We start from the raw sequence: 21,975 nt of genomic DNA, 5'->3' as shown, positions 1-21,975 counted from the left end.
TCGTCCGAGGGAGTGAAATGGCCAACAGATTCTAGCCACTGTAGCTAGATTCCATCAAAAAGCGAAAGTGGCTCGTTCAGAATGTGAGATGGATGGAGCTTCTGACCTTGAGGCGCTCTTTGCCTCTCGGGAAGAAGTGAAGCCGCCGAACATTCTAGCCACTGTAGCTGGATTCCGATAAAAAGCGAAAGTGGCTCGCTCTCAAGCCACGAAGAAAAAAGAAAACGGCCCCGCTTTTCATCAAAGCGAAGCCACTCTTTTCTTACTTACGCTTTTTCTTTTTCTTCTTGAATCCTGGTACGTTTTCGAAGAATGCTTTTTTCTTCTTACCGTTACCATCTTTTTTTCCCGGCTGGCTAGCAGAAGCGGATGCAGATGCAGATCCTCTTCCTTTTCCTTTACCACCACGGTCAAATTTTCTACCTGTGCCACGTTCACCGCCGCGCTCATTACTGCGCTCGCTACGTCCACCGCGTTTCTTTCTGCCTGTTCTTGGCTGCTCGATAACGACTGGACGATCTTTGAACTTACGGCGAGGTGTGCCTTTCATGCCAACGATTTCAAAGTCGATTGCACGCTCGTCTTTGTTTACGTTAATAACGCGAATTGTAATTTCGTCACCGATGCGGAATACGTTTCCTGTACGTTCTCCGATCATAGCGAAATGTTGCTCGTCATAACGGTAGTAATCATCCGTTAAATAACTAACGTGTACAAGACCTTCAATTGTATTTGGAAGCTCTACGAATAAACCGAAGTTTGTTACAGAGCTAATCATACCGTCATACTCTTCACCGATCTTATCAACCATATACTCTGCTTTTTTCATCTCATCTGTTTCACGCTCTGCTTCAACAGCACGACGTTCCATATTAGAAGAATGCTCTGCAATCTCAGGTAATTTTTCACGCCATTTTGCTTGCGTTTCGTTGTCGACTTTACCGTTAATAATGTATTCACGAATTAATCTATGAACGATTGTATCTGGGTAACGACGAATTGGTGATGTGAAGTGTGTGTAGAACTCAGTTGATAAACCGAAATGTCCTAAACTATCCGCATCGTAACGAGCTTGCTTCATAGAACGAAGCATAACTGTTGAAATAACTACTTCTTCTGGCTGTCCTTGAACCATTTCAAGAATTTGTTGTAGCGCGCGAGGATGCACTTCATTCGCACGTCCTTTTACGGCATATCCGAAGTTCGTTACAAACTCGAAGAAACGCTCTAGCTTATCTTCTTTCGGATCTTCATGGACACGGTACATAAACGGTACGTTCATCCAGTGGAAGTGCTCTGCTACTGTTTCATTCGCAACAAGCATAAATTCTTCAATTAACTTCTCTGATACAGAACGATCGCGCATAACAACATCAGTCGGTTTTCCTTCTTCATCTACTAATACTTTCGCTTCTTTAAAGTCAAAGTCAATTGCACCACGGCGCATACGTTTTTCACGTAGAATTTGTGCCAATTGCCCCATCTCTTTAAACATCGGTACTAATGGCTCATAACGCTTAATTAACTCTTCGTCCTCATCTTCTAAAATGCTTCTTACGTCAGCATACGTCATACGCTCTGTCGTTTTAATCACACTTTGGAAAATCTCGTGTTTAACAACATCACCTAAGTTGTTGATTTCCATTTCACAAGATAATGTCAGACGGTCTACTTTCGGATTTAATGAACAAATACCGTTAGATAGACGGTGTGGAATCATCGGAATTACACGGTCAACAAGATACACACTCGTCGCTCTTTCCGCTGCTTCAACATCAATTGGAGAACCTTCTTGAACGTAATGACTTACGTCCGCAATGTGAACGCCAAGCTTGTAGTTACCGTTCTCGAGCTTCGTTACTGTAACAGCATCATCTAAATCTTTCGCGTCTGCACCGTCAATTGTTACGATCATTTGATCACGTAGGTCACGGCGATCTTTTAAATCTTCTTCTGAAATCGTTTCTGGTACACTGTTTGCATGTTCCATCACTTCTTCAGGGAACGCTAAAGGCAAGTGATGTTTATGAATGACAGATAAAATATCTACTCCTGGATCATTTTTATGACCTAGAATTTGAATAACTTCACCTTCTGCACTTAAACGATTCTCTGGATAGCTCGTAATTTTCACAACTACTTTATGACCTTCTACAGCGCCCATAGATGCACTTTTCAATACGAAAATGTCACTCGTCCAGCGCTTATTGTCAGGTATAACAAATCCAAAGTTTTTCGATTCTGTATATGTACCAACTAGCTCTTTCGTTCCACGTTCTAAAATGCGTACAATTGAACCTTCTTGACGCGAACCACTCGATTGAGAACTAAGGCGTGCTAATACTGTATCGCCATGAAGTGCACCGTTTAATTCTGTAGGCGGGATGAAAAGATCATCGTCTCCTGTTTTCTTCTCATCTGGTACAACGAATGCAAAACCACGTGCATGTCCAATTAACTTACCGCGTATTAAATTCATCTTTTCAGGAAGACCGTAACGGTTGCTACGAGTACGAATAACAAGTCCCTTTTCTTCCATCGTTACAAGTGCCTTTACGAAATCTTTAAAGCCCTCAGAACCTTCAATCCCAAATGCCTCTTCTAACTCTTGTATCGTTAGCGGTTTATACGCTTCTTCTCTCATAAATAATAACAACTTATCAATATGTTCTTGTATGATTTCTTCCAAGCAAAAATACCTCCTTTAAAACCTTATATTATTTAGTGTATCCGAAAGATAGGGGATGTATAAAGTGAAACTTCAATACTCCCCTTATGATTTTTACAGTTTTCACAAAAAATTCCTTATGAAAAAAAGAGGCAACTAGATCTTACCAATCTAGTTGCTCCAAGAAGTTATATACATCCTCATGTAGCTCGTCACGTTGTTTATCAAGTGTAATGACATGCGTAGAGTCTTCATACCATTTAATGTCTTTTAACGTAGATTCTACACCGTTATAAATAATGTTAGCACTATCTGTATTAATCATTTCGTCATGACGTGCTTGTACAACAAATGTTGGTGCATAAATCATATCCACATTGTTACGTACGTCAGCAATTAATTGTTGTAATGCTTTTAATGTATTCATCGGTGTCTTTTGGAATTCCAACATTTCTTGTTCAATTTGTTCTGGTGATTTTTGCTCACGTTTTTTATATTCGCGGGCATATGCCAATATACCTTGGTACATCGTTTCTTCGCTCTTAATATACATCGGTGCACACATTGGTACTACACCTAAAACCGGTACTGTATAACCTAATTTTAAAGAAAATACGCCGCCAAGTGACAATCCAACAACAGCAATTTTCTCAAAACCTTTATCTTTTAAAAGCTGATATGCCTCCGTTACATCTTGCCACCAATCTGTAGGCCCTGTATGAACAAGCTCTTCTGGTGGTACACCGTGCCCTTTATAAATTGGCGCATGACAAGTATAGCCCTTCTTTTCTAAGAAACGCCCTAACATACGTACATCAGCTGAGTTCCCTGTGAATCCATGTAGTAATAAAACAGCGCGGTCTCCACCCTCAAATGTAAATGGTTTCGGAGATGCTAATTTCATCATGTATTTCTCCTCTTTCTCTTCTGTAATCTAGTCGTATTCTTTCTATATCTAGTGTACCATATTTGTATTTCTATAATCTAATTAGAAACATCTTTCAAATAGCAAAACAAAAAAAGAAGAACCATTAGTACCATTCACTAACGCTTCTTCTTTCAATTCTATAAATTGAAGTACGTAACACCAATTGTTAATACAAAGAACAATACAGCTAAAACAATTGTAATACGGTTTAATACCGCTTCAATTCCACGTGCCTTTTGCTTACCAAATAATTGCTCCGCACCGCCTGAAATTGCACCTGAAAGGCCTGAGCTATTACTAGATTGCATAAGTACCATAACAATCATTAAAATCGATACAATAATAAGTAAAACTGATAATAACGTATGCACTTGGCGTACCTCCTACAAAGATTCAGTTATTGTAACTGTAGCATAAATTCTATAGAAAAGCGAGAGCTATAGAGGCGCTCTCGCTTTTCTTCTATTACATAAACATCATCGCAAATAACGGTCCAAGTAAACATGTCAAAATTGCTGTTAATGTCATTGTTACCGATCCAATAACACCTTCATGTTCGTTATTTTTCATCGCTCTCATCACGCCCATAATATGAGAAGCACATCCAAATCCGATACCTTTACCAACTGAGTTTGTAACACGGCTCCATTTTAATAAAAGGGGTCCTGTAATCGTTCCAGTAATACCTGCGATAACAACGAAAGCTGCTGTTAAGGAAGGTACACCACCGACTTGCTCTGAAACACTCATCGCAACTGGCATTGTCACCGATTTTGGTAATGACGATAAGATTAAGCTTTTATCCGTTCCCATAAGTGAAGCAATCGCAAAATCACTAGCGATTGCAACTGTTGTACCTACTAATACCCCGCCAGCAATCGGTACAACATATTTTTGCAGAACATGACGTTGTTTATAAAGAGGAATTGCAAATGCTACAACACCGGGTCCAAGTAGCTTTGCAATCCAGCCACCACCACTTTCCATATAATGTTGATATGGTATATCAAGCACGATAAATAGGAAAGCCATTAATCCAGTTGCTACAAGCATTGGAATGGTGAATGGTGTTGGAAATAATTTATAGATTTTTTTAGATAATTGATATAATAGCACCGTAAAAAGAACCCAACCGACTCCGATTAATATTTGGCTCATCGCGACTCTCTTTCCTTCCTATTCGCAAGATATTGTCCTGTATGTCCTGCGACAATAATAATTAAAAATGTACTCGCTACAACTGTAATGAAAAGAGAAATTCCTTTACTCATAAAAAAAGCACCGTAATTCATTAGGCCAAGCGTTGGCGGAATTAATAAAAACGGCATAATAGCAACGAGTGTTTCTGCTCCTAAATCGAACCATTTCACTGGAAGAACTTTTAGGCTAAGTAAAACAAGTAAGAGGAACATCCCAATCAAACTTCCTGGAATTGGAATATTTAACATTTCTTGCACCCAAGTTCCAACCATATAAAACACGTAAAGAGCAGCAATTTGGACAAGAATCTTTGTAAATTTCATGTTCATCATCCCTCATGTTTATACGATCTTCTGTTAATATCTTTATCATAGTATAAATTGTAAAAAGCTGCAATTTATCAACTTGACAGCAAAAACAGCCTATGTTATACGCTTACAACCTTGATACGACTGCATTTCTAAACGAAAATTATGTCAAAAACCTTGACCTAATATAAAAAGTTTTTATTTTCTGAATTTAAAAGACTATTATTTCAATAAAATAATCTTTTTATTCTTAAACTTACATATATATAAAGTGAAACTTTAATCAATGAGATTCCCCTCATCCTTATTGATTATTAGCCCTCACCAAGCTGGTTTGTACGGGATAAACAAGATAGGTGGTGAACATATGCCCAAAAAAGTTCTCATTTTTTGTGATCCTGGGATTGATGATACGATGGCTCTCCTCTTAGCATTCTTTATCGATGAAATAGAAATCGTCGGTATCGTTGCTGATTACGGCAATGTTCCAAAAAAAATGGCCGTAGAAAATGCTCATTTTTTTAATAACGAAACAAAGAATAGAAATATCAAGATATTCGGTGGTTCAGAACGTCCCCTTACTGGTGCCCCACCTGCGTTTTTTACGGATGTACATGGGAAACAGGGGCTTGGGCCAATTATTCCAAAGGTGAATGTGACTAACGGAGAAATGGAGAATTTTTTTGAAGTCATTCCTCTTATTGAACAGTATAAAGATGAATTAATTATTGTGAGTTTAGGAAGACTTACCTCCCTAGCAATTTTGTTTATCATGTGCAAACAGTTAATGAAACAAATTAAATCTTACTATGTAATGGGCGGTGCCTTTTTACATCCTGGTAATGTTACCCCTATTTCCGAAGCAAACTTTTATGGCGATCCTACTGCCGCTAATATAGTCCTTCAATCCACAGCTAACATGTACATATACCCATTAAACGTCACTCAATACTCCATCATTACACCAGAAATGGCAGAGTACATTGAGGCAAAAGGAAAAGCTCCACTTGTCAAAACGTTATTTGATCATTATTACTACGGATATTATAAAGACGCCCTACCACATTTAAAGGGGAGCCCCTTCCATGACACAATACCAATACTCGCTTTACTTGATAACTCTATGTTTACCTATCACAAGTCACCTATCGTTGTCATGACAGAATCTTATGCACAGGGGGCAAGCATTGGAGAATTTCGCTCTTTAGGAGAATCTAAACCATTTATTGATTGGCCGAGTCATCAAATAGCAATTGATTTTGATTATAACCGCTTCTTCAAACATTTCATGTCACTTATGACGGGTGAACAATTTTAGCATAAAAAAACAGACCGTGATTTCTCACGGTCTGTCGTTTATTTTCTACAATTATCGTTTGATGTTATAGAAAGATTTTACACCATCGTAAACAGCTACTTCGCCTAGCTCGTCTTCGATACGTAATAATTGGTTGTACTTAGCAATACGGTCAGTACGGCTCATAGAACCAGTTTTGATTTGGCCAGCGTTAGTTGCTACTGCGATGTCAGCGATTGTAGCATCTTCAGTTTCACCAGAACGGTGAGATACAACTGCTGTGTAACCAGCACGTTTAGCCATTTCGATAGCTTCGAAAGTCTCAGTTAAAGTACCGATTTGGTTAACTTTAATTAAGATTGAGTTAGAGATACCTTTTTCGATACCTTCAGCAAGTTTTTGAGTGTTAGTTACGAATAAATCGTCACCAACTAATTGTACTTTATCACCGATACGCTCAGTTAATAATTTGTGACCATCCCAGTCGTTTTCGTCTAAACCATCTTCGATAGAGATGATTGGGAAGTCTTTGCAAAGCTCTTCATAGAAATCAACCATTTCTGCAGAAGTTAAGCCAGTACGGCCTTCGCCTGCAAGGTCATATTTACCAGTTTCTTTGTTATAGAACTCAGAAGAAGCAACGTCCATTCCTAAGAATACGTTCTCGCCAGCTTTGTAACCAGCTTTTTCGATAGCTTCGATGATTACTTCTAGAGCTTCACGGTTAGAACCAAGGTTTGGAGCGAATCCACCTTCGTCACCTACTGCAGTGTTAAGACCTTTGTCATGTAATACAGCTTTAAGTGCATGGAATACTTCAGCACCCATACGGATTGATTCTTTGAATGTTGGAGCACCAACTGGTAAGATCATGAACTCTTGGAAGTCAACGTTGTTATCAGCGTGAGAACCACCGTTGATGATGTTCATCATTGGAGTTGGTAATTGTTTTGCATTGAATCCACCAAGGTAACGGTATAATGGAAGACCTACGAAGTCAGCTGCTGCGTGAGCTACTGCCATAGATACACCAAGGATAGCGTTAGCGCCTAGTTTACCTTTGTTTGGAGTGCCATCTAATTCGATCATAGCACGGTCAATACCAGCTTGGTCAGTTACATCGAAACCAGCGATTTCTGGAGCGATAATTTCGTTAACGTTGTTTACTGCGTTAACAACACCTTTACCAAGGTAACGAGATTTGTCACCGTCACGTAATTCTACTGCTTCGTGCTCACCAGTAGATGCACCACTTGGTACGATAGCGCGTCCGAAAGCGCCGCTTTCTGTGTAAACTTCTACTTCTACAGTTGGGTTACCACGAGAGTCAAGGACTTCGCGAGCATAAACATCAATAATTGTTGACATAATAAATTCTCTCCTTTTTATATAAGCAAATTATTTAATAATTGTTTTACCTGTCATTTCTTTCGGTTGCTCAACACCAAGAAGTGTAAGCATTGTTGGAGCGATATCACCTAAGATACCATCTTCACGTAATTCTACGTCGTTCTTAGTAACGATGAAAGGAACCGGGTTAGTTGTATGAGCTGTCATTGGCTCTCCTTCAGAAGTTAATTCTTCATCCGCATTACCATGGTCAGCAGTAATAAGTGCTACACCATCTTTTGCAAGAATCGCTTCTACAACTTTTCCTAAACATTCGTCAGTTGCTTCTACTGCTTTAATTGTTGGTTCCATCATCCCAGAATGGCCAACCATATCACAGTTCGCAAAGTTAAGAATGATAACATCATGTTTATCATTTTCGATTTCATTTACTAAAGCGTCCGTTACTTCGTAAATGCTCATTTCAGGTTTCAAGTCATACGTTGCAACCTTTGGTGAGTTAATTAAGATACGCTCTTCTCCTGGGAATTCAGCCTCACGACCACCGCTAAAGAAGAATGTAACGTGCGGATACTTTTCAGTTTCCGCGATGCGAAGTTGCTTTAATCCCGCTTGCGCAACAACTTCACCTAAAGTGTTATCAAGGTTCATTGGCTTGAATGCCACGTAACCATCTACAGTTTCACTGAAGTGTGTCATACATACGAATTCTGGAATGTGAGGTACTTTTTCACCACGATCGAACTCACGGAAGTCTTCGTTTGTAAATACACGAGCAATTTGAATTGCACGGTCTGGACGGAAGTTATAGAAGATAACTGCATCATCATCATTGATTGTTGCAACTGGCGTGTTATCTTCGTTAACAATTACAGACGGCAATACGAATTCATCATAGATACCGTTCGCATAAGAGTCTTCTACACACTCTTCTGCTGATTTATAAGTAGGGCCTTCACCATTCACCATAGCACGGTAACATTTTTCTACGCGATCCCAACGCTTGTCACGGTCCATGGAGTAATAACGACCAGAGATAGTCGCGAATTGTCCTACTCGTGTTTCTTTAATTACTTCATTTGTTGCATCGATATAGCTTTGTGCTGTTTTTGGTCCAACATCGCGGCCATCTAAGAATGCATGAATGTATACTTTCTCAACGCCTTCTTTAGCTGCTAAGCGAAGAAGAGCAAACATATGGTTCATGTGACTGTGCACACCACCGTCAGAAAGTAAACCGAATAAATGAAGTGCAGTACCTTTTTCTTTTACGCTTTTAATTGCACTTTGGAACGTTTCGTTCTTATCGAACTCACCTTCACGAATTGCAACGTTAACGCGTGTTAAGCTTTGATATACAATGCGGCCAGCACCGATATTTAAGTGACCAACCTCAGAGTTACCCATTTGACCTTCTGGAAGACCTACTGCCTCGCCACAAGCTGTAAGCGTTGTGTGAGGGAATTTGTTCCAGTAACCATCAAAATTAGGTTTCTTAGCTTGTGCTACAGCATTCCCGTAAGTTTCTTCACGAAGTCCGAAACCGTCAAGAATGATTAAAGCTGTTGGCTTTCTCATTTTACCGCCCCCAGAAGACCTAAGAACGAAGCAGGCTCTAAGCTAGCACCGCCAACTAAAGCGCCGTCGATGTCAGATTGTGCCATATACTCTTTAATGTTTTCTGGTTTTACGCTACCGCCGTATTGGATACGAACAGCTTCTGCAGCTTCTGGAGAAACAGCTTCTGCAACAACTTTACGGATGTGCGCACATACTTCGTTTGCATCTGCAGAAGAAGAAGATTTACCTGTACCGATAGCCCAGATTGGCTCATAAGCGATAACAGTTGCTTTAACTTGCTCTTCTGTTAAACCTGCAAGTGCTTTTGTCACTTGACCTGCTACTAGATCAAATGTTTTTCCGCTTTCGCGCTCTTCTAAAGTCTCACCACAACATACGATTGGTGTTAAACCATGTTCAAATGCTGCGATAGTCTTTTTGTTTACTGACTCATCTGTTTCAGCAAACATTTCACGACGCTCAGAGTGGCCAAGTACTACATAGCCAACTTTTAAGTCGCTAAGTGCTACTGGGCTAATTTCGCCAGTGAATGCACCATTTTTTTCGAAGTGCATGTTTTGTGCACCTACTTGTAAGTCAGTTCCTTCAGTTGCTGCTACAAGGCGCTCTAAGAATAGAGCTGGAGAGCAAACTACTGCATCAACAGCTGAAGCTGCTGGGATTTGACCTTTAACTTCCTCTACGAAGCTAACTGCTTCTGATAGAGTTTTATTCATTTTCCAGTTACCTGCGATAATTGGTTTACGCATGCTTTGCACCGTCCTTTTTCTTTGGCTGCTACTTATTTGTCGTTAAGACAAACTACACCTGGAAGCTCTTTACCTTCCATGAATTCTAATGACGCACCGCCGCCAGTAGAAATGTGGCTCATTTTATCAGCCATACCGAATTTTTCAACAGCTGCTGCAGAGTCACCACCGCCGATAACAGAGTATGTATCTTCTGCATCTGCTAATGCTTGTCCTACTGCTTTTGTACCTTCTGCGAATGGAGTCATTTCGAATACACCCATTGGTCCATTCCATACAACAAGCTTAGAATTTTTAATTACATCTGCATAAATTTCACGTGTTTTAGGACCGATGTCCACGCCTTCCCAGTTAGAAGGGATAGAGTCGATACCAACGATTTTAGTTGTTGCAGTTTCAGAGAATTCCTCAGTGATTACAACATCAACTGGCATGTAGAAGTTTACGCCTTTTTCTTTTGCAAGTTGCATAAATTCTTTAGCTAGTTCGATCTTGTCGTCTTCACATAGAGATAGACCAATTTCATGACCTAAAGCTTTAACGAATGTGTAAGCAAGTCCACCACCGATGATTAAGTTATCTACTTTGTCTAATAGATGACGAATTACACCGATTTTATCTTTTACTTTCGCACCACCGATAATAGCTGTAAATGGACGTTCTGGGTTAGAAAGTGCTTTACCAAGTACATCTAACTCTTTTTCCATTAATAGACCAGATACTGCTGGTAGGTAGTCTGCGATACCTGCTGTAGAAGCGTGAGCACGGTGAGCTGCACCGAATGCATCGTTTACGAAGATGTCAGCAAGTGCTGCAAATTCTTTCGCAAGTTCTGCATCGTTCTTTTCTTCGCCCGCATAGAAACGTACGTTTTCAAGAACTAATACGTCGCCTTCGTTCATTGCTGCAACCATTTCTTGTGCAACTGGTCCGAATGCTTCGTCCGCTTTTTTAACGTCTTTACCAAGAAGCTCACCTAAACGTGCTGCTACTGGAGTTAAACGCATTTCTTCTACTACTTGACCTTTTGGACGGCCTAAGTGACTTGCTAAAATAACTTTCGCACCTTGCTCTACTAAATATTGAATTGTAGGAAGAGCTGCACGGATACGAGTTTCATCTGTAATTTTGCCTTCTTTCATAGGTACGTTGAAATCAACGCGGCAAAATACACGCTTACCTTTTAAATCTACGTCACGAATTGATTTTTTGTTCATTGGATTTCCCTCCGACTACTAGTTAGGATTGACAAAACCCACTCAAAAGCTTAACACATTTGCTTTTAAAACGAAAGAAGAGAGAGAGGGAACAAACCCTCTCCCTCGTTTTGTCATTGATAACTTATATAATTAAGAATTAAAGACCTTTTGAAGTCATGTAAGCTGCTAGGTCTACTACGCGGTTAGAGTAACCAGTTTCGTTATCGTACCAAGAAAGTACTTTAACCATGTTACCTTCCATTACCATTGTAGATAATGCATCGATTGTAGAAGAAGCTGTACATCCGTTATAGTCGATAGATACTAATGGCTCTTCGCTGTATCCAAGGATACCTTTTAATTCGCCTTCAGCTGCTGCTTTGAATGCTGCATTTACTTCTTCAACTGTTACTTCTTTGTCAAGTTCAACAACTAGGTCAACTAGAGAAACGTTAGCAGTTGGAACACGTACAGCGCCACCGTTTAATTTGCCTTTAAGTTCTGGTAATACTAATGCTACAGCTTTAGCTGCACCAGTAGATGTTGGGATCATGTTTTCAGCTGCTGCACGAGCACGACGTAAATCTTTGTGTGGTAAGTCTAAGATTTGTTGGTCGTTAGTGTAAGAGTGAATTGTTGTCATCATTCCGCGTTTTACGCCGAATTTTTCGTTTAATACTTTAGCGAATGGAGCTAGACAGTTTGTAGTACAAGAAGCGTTAGATACTACGTTGTGGTTAGCTGCATCGTATTGTTCGTGGTTAACACCCATAACTACAGTGATATCTTCGTCAGAAGCTGGAGCTGAGATGATAACTTTCTTAACTGATCCACCTAAGTGTTTCTCAGCGTCTGATTTTTTAGTGAAACGGCCAGTAGATTCTACTACTACTTCTACTCCGTAGTCGCTCCATGGTAATTGAGCTGGGTCACGCTCAGCGATAACTTTAATTTCTTTACCGTTAACAACGATGCTGTTTTCGTTAGCAGATACTTCTGCATTTAAAGTTCCGTGAACTGTGTCATATTTTAAAAGGTGAGCTAATGTTTTAGCATCTGTTAAGTCGTTGATTGCTACTACTTCTACCTCAGAGTTGTTAAGAGCTGCGCGGAATACGTTACGTCCGATACGTCCAAATCCATTAATACCAATTTTAGTCATTTGAATTTCCTCCTTGGGGGATTATATTAAAGGGTAAAACCCTTTGTTAACTGTTTTGCTGCACCTTCATCTGTAATTAGAATTGAAGTGTGCCCTTGTTTAATTACAGCCTGTATTGCTTTTGCCTTTGAAGAACCTCCAGCGACTGCAACAACGTGAGATACATTTTGTAAATCCTCTAGTTGCATACCAACTGTTCTTACTTTATGAACAACATTTCCTTCTTCATTAAAGTAGTAACCGAAAGCTTCGCCAACTGCTTCGCTTGCCTGAATCTTTAACCAATCTGCTTCTGAAGTACTTCTGCGACGTGCCATTGTTAACGCATCACCTATTCCATGAATGACGATATTGGAAGATCGAATCAACTCAAGAACTTCTTTCACGGAAGGCTCTGTCACAATAGACGCATATGCTTCGCTACTAACATGGTCTGGAACATACAATAAGCGATAATTACTCATCGTATTTTGTGCCATCTTGGCACAAATGGTATTGGCTTCTAATTCGACGCCTTCTCCAATTCCACCACGTGCTGGGACAAATAGCATATGTAAATCTTTGCAATCAAGTTGCATCATGTCCGCAGCAGCAGCTAGCGTAGTTCCTCCAGCCACAGCAACGATATTATTCGCTGTCAGACGGTCTTTTATACAAGTCACACAAGCACGGCCCATCTCCAGTTTGACCCAAGGTGATTCATCACTATCACCAGGGACAACGAAAACTTCATCCAAGTCTAATGTTTCCTTAAGTTGCTTTTCTAAAACCTTTAACCCGGAAATTTCTTTCATAAAGTCTTCCAAAGCAAGAACTAAAGCTGTTCCTTCTTCTGTCAAAGTCATTCCAGAAGAAGCGACGTGAACTAAGTTTTGTTCTTTCAAAACTTGAACTTCACTTCGCAATACTCGTTCTGTCATACCGAGACTTGCTGATAAGTTTCTTCTTCCAATCGGCTGCATGAGCCTAATGTATTGAAGAATTTGCATTCTCGTTTGCATAACAGGTAGCAGATCAGGTAATAATTTTTTTGTGTTCTGAATCCATGAGCGCATATCTTTTCTCCTCACTACATCGGTTCATTTTTCCTTCGTGGTCACTTTACGTCCCGTAGTGACATTTTGTGTCCCACATAGGTTAAAAAAATAATCCCTGCTACGTGTATTATTGTAACAGGAGATAGAAACTTATTCAACTCTTAACTGCATTCTTTATATAGTTTATTATGACACCTTTGTGAATGTTACCATATTCTACTTGTTTTCCGTCCATTTCTACAACCGGAATCATTAAGTGATATTTTTCTAAAAGGTCATTATCTTCATATATATCTATTTCCTCGATTTGAAAAGAATATTCACATTGTACTTCCTTTAAAACTTGTTTCGCCTTCACGCAAAGGCCACAATCTTTTTTAGTATACAGTACAACTTTCATCTTCTTCACCTATCCGATCGTTTTTCGTAATGACGAAGCTGGGATATGCATTTGTTCTCTATACTTCGCCACTGTTCTTCGAGAAATAACAATTTCATGCTCTTCTTCTAATAATTTTGAAATCTTTTGATCTGAAAGTGGCTTTTTCTTATCCTCTGCCCCAATTAGCGTTTGAATAAATTGTTTTACACGTTTTGTAGAAACTGCTTCATCTTCAGTCGTCGAAACGGCATTGCTAAAGAACGATTTCATCTCAAATAAACCGTGTGGTGTTTGAACATATTTATTTCGCGTCGCACGACTAATTGTCGATTCATGCACACTTAACTCTTCCGCTACCTCTTTTAAAGCGAGAGGTCTTAAATACTCTGGACCTTTCCAGAAGAAATCACGTTGTTTTTCCATAATAATAGTCATTACTTGCAGCAATGTCTGTTTTCTCTGCTTCAAACTACGCATAATCCACTGCACATGCTGATACTTTTCTGATACGTAAGATGCTACTTCACTTTCACTATTATTAAGAAGCGCACTATATTCAGAATGAATTTCAATTCTCGGCATATTTCTCTCATTCATTTGTAAAACGAGGCGATCGCCATCTTTTTTCACCGCCATATCAGGCACAATATAAAGTGGTTTATCTGAAGAAAACGCAAGACCTGGTTTTGGTTGTAATGACGTTATACAATTTACCGCACTCTGTAATTCCTCATTACTACATTTCAACACTTGAACGAGCTTTCGCCAATCTTTCTTCACAAAATAAGCGAAATGATCTTCTACAACCTCTTCTGCTAATCCATTCCGTCTTTGTAAGCGCTTCAATTGCAAGGTTAAACATTCCTGAATATTACGCGCCCCTACCCCTGCTGGTTCCAGTGATTGGACAAGCTCTACAGAGCGGTCGACTACATGAATATGCGCAGAAAGGAGCTCTGCTAACTCTTCATTCGTTTCTTGTAAATATCCATTTCCATCCATGTTCATAATAATGAAAGAAGCTACTTTTCGCTCTTCTTCATCTATTTTATAATACTGTATTTGATTTAATAAATGTTGCTGAATCGTTGTAGAATCCACACTGTAGATCTCCATCTGATTCTCGACTTGTTTGCTGGTACTTTTACTGTTGTTAGAGCTCTTTTTCTTCTCCCTCTCAAAACCACCTAACTCAATAAGGGGATTCTCTAACGATTGCTCATACAAAAACTCCGATAATTCTTGTACATTATACTGGAGCATTGTAATCGCTTGCCTTAACTCTTGTGTCATTGCCAAACGTAAGCTTTGTTCTTGTAAAAGACTTGCCTTCAAACTAATCTCCCCCTTGTTTCTATTGTACAATAAGTTTGGTAAAAGGAGAATCCTCACGCAGACACCCATTCCAAAATATTATTAATTTATATGTATTAATGAGATTTACAACTTACAACCGAAATTTGAATAATATTGAAAGAAAATAATAAGGTTAAAAATTATCATCAAGTACTAATAGTAAATCTTATTACCAGATATAACAAGAGGGAAATAAAAAAAGTCCTAACCTACAAAACGTAAGTTAGGACTTTTTGACGCGCCCAGAGGGATTCGAACCCCCGGCAGACGTGGTACCGGAAACCACCGCTCTATCCGACTGAGCTATGGGCGCATGATTATAGAAAACACTTCATTTTCTTCTCATAATAATAGCAATAAAATCCATCTAAATCAATAAAAATATCCCCATAATACCTTATACACCTTAGCTAAAAGCATATAAAATCTATTCCACCCCTAAATTTTCCAATCATAAATTCAGCCCAACTCACAAATTATAATCTTTGAATTGATATTCCAAAGGGGGCTTCATTCAATGACTGTAATTACAAAATTAAAGCAAACTGTCTCTGGATTAAAAAGTGCACAAGCTAGCTTAGAGGGATTCGCTCTTGATACGGATAACCAACAAGCGAAGCAACTTTTCCAAACAGCTGCGCAGCAAACACAAACGATTATCGATTCTTTAAACCCACGCGTTGAAGAAGTCCAACAAGAAGAACCACAATACTCACAGCAATAACAAATCAGTCTTGCTGTGAAATAGAAAAAGGATGATATGCAGTCATCCTTTTTCTATCACATTACATATTGTAATAGAAATGGAATGATAATTATGCGAAAACTCGGCCTCATAACCGCATTATTTGCACTTCTATTTAGCTCTTTTACCGGATGTGATAATAGTCCTTTAGATAAAAAAGTGAAAGAAGAAGCAAAACGAACGGAGAAAGAAAAAGGTCCAAAGTTAACAAAGACGAGTACGGAATCCTTTAATCAATCTATATCACAAGGAGCGAAAAAAAGAGCTCTCGCTATGGATGAAATTATAAAAAGCACAGCAGTGAATTCAAATTTAGATCTCTACATAGCAGTTACACCTGAGCATCACGAAAGGTTTGGATTAAAACCTCTTCGTAAAAAGCTTCAAAAGCAGCTAAGTGATGAGCATCCTACTTTCGATGTTCGTGTCAGTACAGATAAAAAAATCTTTATGTTACTCGAAAAACTCGAAAGAAAAATTAAGGAAAAAGAAGTATCTAAAGATGAAATTAATAAACAATTAAAATTCATTGGTAAAAAAATGGAGTCTAACACTTAACGCTTTTTAAAAGAAAAGGAAGGATTGCAATGGCTAGTAAAGATAAAAACTTAACCCCTGTACAACAGGAGTATAAAAAATTCGAACAAGAACGCGAACCGAAACGACCTGTCTTAAAAAATTGTATAAAAGCCTTTTTCGTCGGTGGTTTTATTTGCTTCATCGGACAACTCATTTCTACTTTTTATATCACATATTTTGATTTCACTGAACGCTCAGCAGGCAATCCAACAGTCGCAACTCTCATTTTCATCTCCATGTTACTAACTGGATTTGGTATATACGATCGTTTTGGACAGTTTGCCGGAGCAGGTACAGCTGTACCTGTTACTGGATTTGGTAACTCTGTTATTGCCGCATGTATTGAGCATCGAACGGAAGGATTTGTCCTTGGCGTTGGCGGCAATATGTTTAAACTAGCTGGTTCTGTTATTTTATTTGGTGTATTTTCCGCTTTCGTCATCGCACTTATTAAAACTATTCTCGTTCAATGGGGAGGGCTATAAATGTTACAAGGACACCGAACGTGGGTATTTGAAAACAAACCAGTCATTATCTCAACAGGGGTTGTCGGTGGACCATTTGAAGCAAAGGGGAACATCCCAGAAGACTTCGATATCCTTCATGAAGATTTATGGCTTGGACAAGATTCCTATGAAAAAGCACATAAAATTTTATTCGAAGAAGCTTGTAGCCGCGCTACTGAAAAAGCAGAACTTCGTAAAGACGATATTCAATTCGTACTCGCAGGAGATTTAATTAATCAAATCACTCCAACAAGCTTTGCTTGCCGCACACTTGGCACTCCTTATCTCGGACTATTCGGGGCTTGCTCTACTTCTATGGAAGGTTTAGCACTTGGGGCAAGTATCGTAAATGCAAAAGGTGCAAAATATTTATTAACTGGAGCTTCAAGCCATAATACGGCTGTAGAAAAACAATTCCGCTACCCTACCGAATACGGCGGACAAAAGCCGCCTACTGCACAGTGGACAGTAACCGGAGCAGGAGCCGCTATTTTAAGCGATACTGGACACGGTCCAAGAGTAACCTCTGCAACAATCGGACGAGTGATTGATATGGGATTAACGGATCCGTTTAATATGGGAGGCGCAATGGCTCCAGCTGCAGTTGATACAATTGAAGCCCATTTACGTGAACGCCAAATTGATGCCTCTTACTACGATTTAATCGTAACAGGCGATCTCGGACATGTAGGACGCGAAATTGCTTATGACTTACTACATAAACACGGAACGAAAGTAACGAGCGAACAATTTCAAGATTGCGGAATTATCATTTACAGAGAAGGACAACCTGTCATAGCTGGTGCTAGCGGGCCTGGATGTTCCGCAACAGTCGTGTATGGTCATTTATTAAACCGAATGAAAAGAGGAGAGTTCAAAAAAATACTTGTCGTTGCGACAGGCGCTTTACTATCTCCACTTACATTCCAACAAGAAGAAACAATTCCATGTATCGCTCATGCCGTTTCGATTGAATTTGGAGGTGCAACGCAATGATTTTTTTCTGGGCTTTCGTCATTGGCGGACTCATATGTGTAATCGGCCAACTTATGTTTGATGTCGGCAAACTAACACCCGCTCATACAATGGCAACACTCGTTGTTGCTGGAGCTATATTAGATGGATTTAATTTGTATGAGCCATTAATTGATTTCGCTGGAGCCGGGGCAACTGTACCTATTACAAGCTTTGGTAATGCCCTCGTTCATGGCGCAATGGAAGAAGCTGCAAAACATGGCATCGTTGGCGTTATTACCGGCATGTTTAAAGTAACGAGCGCCGGTGTATCAGCAGCTATTATTTTCGGCTTCATTGGAGCATTATTATTCAAACCGAAAGGATAAGAGGTGTTTATATGACTGTTATCGCTAGCGTAAAAACTTGCCTTGCTAGTGTAAGGGGCGCTCAAGCAAGTTTAAGCTCCCTTTCATTAAATTCACAAGACGAAGAATCAAAACGCGTATTTCATGAATGTATGTTAGAAATGGACAGCGTCATCGCTGATTTAAAGGATAGAATTTCAGTATTAGAACGTGAAGAACCTCAATATAAAGGGTTTTAAGTAGACTGGAGGAAACGACTATGTCTCACCTGCCGGAATGGACACTTGTCATTCTTCGCTCTGTATTCATATTAATTATTTTATTCGCTATTACGAAATGGTTAGGGAAAAGACAAATCTCTCAGCTTTCCTTTTTTGAATACATAGCCGGAATGACGATTGGTGACATCGCTGCCCAAGTATCTACAGGGCTCGATTCAAAATTTTTTCACGGTGTCTTTGCAATACTCATTTTCGCTGTGGTACCTTTTTTAACAGGAATCCTCTCTTTAAAGAACAAAACAGCTCGGGACTTCTTTGAAGGAAAATCTACCGTATTAATAAAAGACGGAAAGATACTCGAAGATAATTTAAAGAAAGAAAAATATACGAGTGACGAATTACTGGAACTTCTCCGTGGAAAAAGTGCGTTCAGCGTAGCTGAAGTCGAATTTGCTGTCTTAGAACCGAGCGGAGAATTAAATGTATTATTAAAGAAAGATTCTCAGCCACTTACAGCAAAAGACATCGGTTTAAAAGTACCAAACGAGAAAGAACCACAAACTGTTATTATGGATGGAAATGTACTAGATGAACCTCTTTCAGCAAGCGGACATAACCGCGCTTGGCTACATTCAGAATTAGAAAAAATCGGTGTTGTTATTGAAAATGTCTTCCTCGGTCAAGTGGATTCATACGGACAACTTACTATCGACATTTACAATGACAAACTCCAAATGCCTTCTCCTCAAAATAAACCTTTATTATTAGCATCTTTAAAAAAATGTCATGCTGATCTTGAACTATTTTCCCTAGAAACAAAGTCGAAGTCAGCAAGCGAAATGTATAGTAAAAACGCGAAACAAATCGAAAAGATTTTAAATAAAGTAACCTATCTTTTAAAAGACTAATTATCGAAAGAACGCTTAAGTTAAAAGGCGTTCTTTTCTTTTTTCTCCAGTTTTCGTAACGTTTAAATTTATGTAATTCGGTTATGATGTTGAAGATACATAAGCAGGGAATTTCGAAAACATAGCGAATATTTCATGGTACAACTACATATTTTTTTGATTTAAAGTGGTTTCGTTTGACCTTTATTGACCATAATTGTATTATAAGACTAAGAAAGCTTTATAAGGAGGAAATAACAGATGAATTTAATTCCTACAGTAATTGAACAAACAAATCGTGGAGAACGCGCTTACGATATTTACTCTCGACTATTAAAAGACCGCATCATTATGCTTGGTAGTGCAATTGATGACAACGTAGCTAACTCAATCGTTTCCCAGCTTTTATTCTTGGAATCTCAAGATCCAGAAAAAGATATTCACATCTACATCAACAGCCCTGGTGGTTCTATCACAGCGGGTATGGCAATCTATGATACAATGCAGTTTATTAAACCACAAGTATCAACAATCTGTATCGGTATGGCTGCATCTATGGGTGCATTCTTACTTGCAGCAGGTGAAAAAGGAAAACGTTATGCACTTCCAAACAGTGAAGTAATGATTCACCAACCACTTGGTGGAGCACAAGGTCAAGCGACTGAAATCGAAATCGCTGCAAAACGTATCCTATTCTTACGTGAAAAACTAAACCAAATTCTTGCTGACCGCACTGGTCAACCACTTGAAGTACTACAACGCGACACAGACCGCGACAACTTCATGACAGCAGAAAAAGCTTTAGAATACGGTTTAATCGATAAGATCTTTACAAATCGTTAATACTTAAAAGCGAAAGCGGCTCGTTCAGAATCGCAGGGCGATGGAGCCCTGATTCCGAGGCGCTTTTTGCCTCGAATGAAGGGGCGAAACAACCGGAGATTCTAGCCGCTGGAGCTGGATATAACTAAAAGCGGAAGCGCCCTATAATTGGGCGCTTCTTTTATATATTGTTCCCCGCTCACATACCCCATCCAGTATCCCTCTAAATATATCAACGATTTTTCAATTATATCGAACAAAACTTAAATTATATCAACGATTTTTTTAATATATCAACGGTTCGACACAACATATCGATTTACCGACAATCTCCGACAAGGACAAACCAGCTAAATACCCCTCCCCGCTAATCCGCACAAACAACAAAACAAAAAGCTATCGCATATACGCGATAGCTTCTTATTGTACATATGCAGCTAATGCTTCTAAAGCCTCTTCTGCATCTGAACCTTCTGTTGTAATTGTTATCATGCTTCCAGTTCCAATTGCTAAGCTCATAATCCCCATTATGCTCTTTGCATTTACTGTCTTTCCATCTTTCTCGATGAAGATATCTGCATGAAAGCGATTTGCCTCTTGTACAAACAACGCAGCCGGACGTGCTTGTAAACCGTTTTTTAATGAAACCTGAACTCGTTTTTGAACCACAGCTCCATTTCCCCTTTAACCTCTTATTTTTTTACTAACGTTTCCCCCGCGCGTAATTTCTCTGCGATTTCATCGATTTTACGCAAACGATGATTAATACCCGACTTACTAATCTTCCCCCCGGATACCATCTCACCTAACTCTTTCAATGTTACATCTTGATAATCTCTTCGTAATTGTGCAATCTCTTGTAATTTATCCGGCAAAATATCAAGACCAACTGTCTCATCAATATAACGAATATTTTCAATCTGTCTTAGTGCTGCACCAATTGTTTTATTTAAATTAGCTGTTTCGCAGTTCACTAAACGATTTACAGAATTACGCATATCACGTACGATTCGAATATCTTCAAATCTTAAAAGTGCATTATGAGCACCTATAATATTTAAAAACTCTGTAATTTTTTCTGCTTCTTTCAAATACGTAATGTACCCTTTTCTTCTTTCCAACGTCTTACTATTTAAATCAAATCCGTTCATCAGTTCACATATAGCATCATTATGTTCCTTATATAACGAAAAGATTTCTAAATGATAAGATGATGTTTCTGGGTTATTTACTGAACCACCTGCTAAAAATGCGCCACGTAAGTACGATCGTTTACAACATTTCTTCTCAATCAATTCTTGTGATATATTTCGAATAAATGAAAAGTCATCTCGAACGATATGAAGATCAGCTAATATTTCGCGAGACTTCTCAACAAGCCGCACAATATATACATTATTTTTCTTCAAGCGCATTTTTTTACGGACAAGCAATTCTACCGTCACGTCATATCCTTTTTTCAAAAGCGTATAAATCCTTCTTGCAATTGCCGCATTTTCCGTTTGAATATCGATAGATAGACGACGGTTTGAAAAAGAAAGCGACCCGTTCATTCGAAGTAACGCTGATAATTCTGCTTTCTCACAGCATTCCTTCATCTCAAGATTCGTCAACTCTTTCTTTGTTTCTGATGCAAATGACACAGTCAACACCTCCTTATACGATTATTATGGAAC

Annotated in this window: 24 protein-coding genes and 1 tRNA gene; 9 read left to right on the top strand and 16 right to left on the bottom strand. The window is 39.0% G+C overall.

What is annotated here, in order from left to right:
- Positions 1-262 precede the first annotated feature (262 nt).
- The 5 genes from rnr to DN401_RS07685 form a co-directional block, all read right to left on the bottom strand.
- Complete coding sequence (rnr, locus tag DN401_RS07705; protein WP_000391087.1) at positions 263-2,689, bottom strand: ribonuclease R; 2,427 nt, start codon at positions 2,687-2,689, stop codon at positions 263-265.
- 142 nt (positions 2,690-2,831) lie between these two features.
- Complete coding sequence (estA, locus tag DN401_RS07700; RefSeq protein WP_000761986.1) at positions 2,832-3,572, bottom strand: carboxylesterase; 741 nt, start codon at positions 3,570-3,572, stop codon at positions 2,832-2,834.
- A gap of 161 nt (positions 3,573-3,733) precedes the next feature.
- A complete protein-coding gene (gene secG / locus DN401_RS07695) occupies positions 3,734-3,967 on the bottom strand; it encodes a preprotein translocase subunit SecG (protein ID WP_000557264.1) in 234 nt (77 codons plus the stop codon).
- 94 nt (positions 3,968-4,061) lie between these two features.
- A complete protein-coding gene (locus tag DN401_RS07690) occupies positions 4,062-4,754 on the bottom strand; it encodes an LrgB family protein (RefSeq protein WP_000078309.1) in 693 nt (230 codons plus the stop codon).
- Positions 4,751-5,119 (bottom strand): CidA/LrgA family holin-like protein, encoded by a 369-nt coding sequence (locus DN401_RS07685; RefSeq protein WP_000673222.1) that lies wholly within the window; start codon positions 5,117-5,119, stop codon positions 4,751-4,753. Before DN401_RS07685 ends, DN401_RS07690 begins: the two co-directional genes overlap by 4 nt.
- Before the next feature lie 352 nt (positions 5,120-5,471).
- Here DN401_RS07685 and DN401_RS07680 point away from each other — a divergent pair, with 352 nt between their 5' ends.
- Positions 5,472-6,422: a nucleoside hydrolase gene (locus tag DN401_RS07680; RefSeq protein ID WP_001125051.1), complete on the top strand. Its 951-nt coding sequence runs from the start codon at positions 5,472-5,474 to the stop codon at positions 6,420-6,422.
- Positions 6,423-6,473: 51 nt separating this feature from the next.
- Here the strand turns inward: DN401_RS07680 and eno are convergent, their stop codons facing one another.
- From eno to DN401_RS07635, 9 genes are all read right to left on the bottom strand, one after another.
- Positions 6,474-7,769 carry a phosphopyruvate hydratase gene (gene eno, locus DN401_RS07675; RefSeq protein ID WP_000103955.1) on the bottom strand — a complete coding sequence of 432 codons (1,296 nt, stop codon included), beginning with the start codon at positions 7,767-7,769 and terminating at the stop codon, positions 6,474-6,476.
- 30 nt (positions 7,770-7,799) lie between these two features.
- The gene (gene gpmI, locus DN401_RS07670) at positions 7,800-9,329 is read right to left on the bottom strand and encodes a 2,3-bisphosphoglycerate-independent phosphoglycerate mutase (protein ID WP_149287649.1); all 1,530 of its coding nucleotides are present in this window, start codon (positions 9,327-9,329) and stop codon (positions 7,800-7,802) included.
- Positions 9,326-10,081 carry a triose-phosphate isomerase gene (gene tpiA, locus DN401_RS07665; protein WP_001231038.1) on the bottom strand — a complete coding sequence of 252 codons (756 nt, stop codon included), beginning with the start codon at positions 10,079-10,081 and terminating at the stop codon, positions 9,326-9,328. Before tpiA ends, gpmI begins: the two co-directional genes overlap by 4 nt.
- Positions 10,082-10,113: 32 nt before the next feature.
- The gene (locus tag DN401_RS07660; RefSeq protein ID WP_001036350.1) at positions 10,114-11,298 is read right to left on the bottom strand and encodes a phosphoglycerate kinase; all 1,185 of its coding nucleotides are present in this window, start codon (positions 11,296-11,298) and stop codon (positions 10,114-10,116) included.
- 139 nt (positions 11,299-11,437) lie between these two features.
- Entirely contained in the window at positions 11,438-12,442 is a 1,005-nt protein-coding gene (gap, locus tag DN401_RS07655) for a type I glyceraldehyde-3-phosphate dehydrogenase (RefSeq protein WP_000161236.1), read from the bottom strand.
- 26 nt (positions 12,443-12,468) lie between these two features.
- Positions 12,469-13,497, bottom strand: a complete 1,029-nt coding sequence (gene cggR / locus DN401_RS07650; RefSeq protein ID WP_001258185.1) for a gapA transcriptional regulator CggR — start codon at positions 13,495-13,497, stop codon at positions 12,469-12,471.
- A gap of 136 nt (positions 13,498-13,633) precedes the next feature.
- Positions 13,634-13,879: a glutaredoxin family protein gene (locus tag DN401_RS07645; RefSeq protein WP_000869726.1), complete on the bottom strand. Its 246-nt coding sequence runs from the start codon at positions 13,877-13,879 to the stop codon at positions 13,634-13,636.
- Between the two features lie 9 nt (positions 13,880-13,888).
- Positions 13,889-15,196 (bottom strand): RNA polymerase factor sigma-54, encoded by a 1,308-nt coding sequence (rpoN, locus tag DN401_RS07640; protein WP_000647955.1) that lies wholly within the window; start codon positions 15,194-15,196, stop codon positions 13,889-13,891.
- 258 nt (positions 15,197-15,454) lie between these two features.
- Positions 15,455-15,530 (bottom strand) — tRNA-Arg (locus DN401_RS07635).
- 204 nt (positions 15,531-15,734) lie between these two features.
- On the opposite strand from DN401_RS07635, the gene DN401_RS07630 reads away from it, so the two are divergent.
- The 8 genes from DN401_RS07630 to clpP all read left to right on the top strand — a co-directional run bounded on the left by DN401_RS07630 (position 15,735) and on the right by clpP (position 20,320).
- Positions 15,735-15,941: a DUF1657 domain-containing protein gene (locus DN401_RS07630; protein WP_000216166.1), complete on the top strand. Its 207-nt coding sequence runs from the start codon at positions 15,735-15,737 to the stop codon at positions 15,939-15,941.
- A 93-nt stretch (positions 15,942-16,034) separates the two neighbouring features.
- Positions 16,035-16,520: a YhcN/YlaJ family sporulation lipoprotein gene (locus DN401_RS07625; protein ID WP_001228545.1), complete on the top strand. Its 486-nt coding sequence runs from the start codon at positions 16,035-16,037 to the stop codon at positions 16,518-16,520.
- 29 nt (positions 16,521-16,549) lie between these two features.
- Positions 16,550-17,026 (top strand): stage V sporulation protein AC, encoded by a 477-nt coding sequence (gene spoVAC, locus DN401_RS07620; protein ID WP_000146953.1) that lies wholly within the window; start codon positions 16,550-16,552, stop codon positions 17,024-17,026.
- On the top strand, positions 17,027-18,043 hold the full coding sequence (spoVAD, locus tag DN401_RS07615; RefSeq protein WP_000938970.1) for a stage V sporulation protein AD: 1,017 nt from the start codon (positions 17,027-17,029) through the stop codon (positions 18,041-18,043). It abuts the gene before it with no gap.
- Complete coding sequence (gene spoVAE, locus DN401_RS07610; protein ID WP_000575919.1) at positions 18,040-18,390, top strand: stage V sporulation protein AE; 351 nt, start codon at positions 18,040-18,042, stop codon at positions 18,388-18,390. Before spoVAD ends, spoVAE begins: the two co-directional genes overlap by 4 nt.
- A gap of 11 nt (positions 18,391-18,401) precedes the next feature.
- The gene (locus tag DN401_RS07605) at positions 18,402-18,608 is read left to right on the top strand and encodes a DUF1657 domain-containing protein (RefSeq protein ID WP_000215909.1); all 207 of its coding nucleotides are present in this window, start codon (positions 18,402-18,404) and stop codon (positions 18,606-18,608) included.
- A gap of 20 nt (positions 18,609-18,628) precedes the next feature.
- The gene (locus tag DN401_RS07600; RefSeq protein WP_000018922.1) at positions 18,629-19,498 is read left to right on the top strand and encodes a DUF421 domain-containing protein; all 870 of its coding nucleotides are present in this window, start codon (positions 18,629-18,631) and stop codon (positions 19,496-19,498) included.
- A 240-nt stretch (positions 19,499-19,738) separates the two neighbouring features.
- Positions 19,739-20,320, top strand: a complete 582-nt coding sequence (clpP, locus tag DN401_RS07595; protein WP_001049162.1) for an ATP-dependent Clp endopeptidase proteolytic subunit ClpP — start codon at positions 19,739-19,741, stop codon at positions 20,318-20,320.
- Between the two features lie 399 nt (positions 20,321-20,719).
- Here the strand turns inward: clpP and DN401_RS07590 are convergent, their stop codons facing one another.
- Together DN401_RS07590 and whiA are read right to left on the bottom strand one after the other, a co-directional pair.
- Positions 20,720-20,968, bottom strand: a complete 249-nt coding sequence (locus DN401_RS07590) for an HPr family phosphocarrier protein (protein WP_000250307.1) — start codon at positions 20,966-20,968, stop codon at positions 20,720-20,722.
- A 23-nt stretch (positions 20,969-20,991) separates the two neighbouring features.
- Positions 20,992-21,942: a DNA-binding protein WhiA gene (gene whiA / locus DN401_RS07585; protein WP_000006558.1), complete on the bottom strand. Its 951-nt coding sequence runs from the start codon at positions 21,940-21,942 to the stop codon at positions 20,992-20,994.
- Between the last annotated feature and the right edge of the window lie 33 nt (positions 21,943-21,975).

This window comes from Bacillus sp. BF2-3 (assembly GCF_008368795.1).
In the GTDB taxonomy this organism is placed as follows: Bacteria; Bacillota; Bacilli; order Bacillales; family Bacillaceae_G; genus Bacillus_A; species Bacillus_A cereus.
The sequence above is the reverse complement of the archived record's forward strand: the minus strand, read 5'-3'. Positions and strand labels throughout refer to the sequence as shown.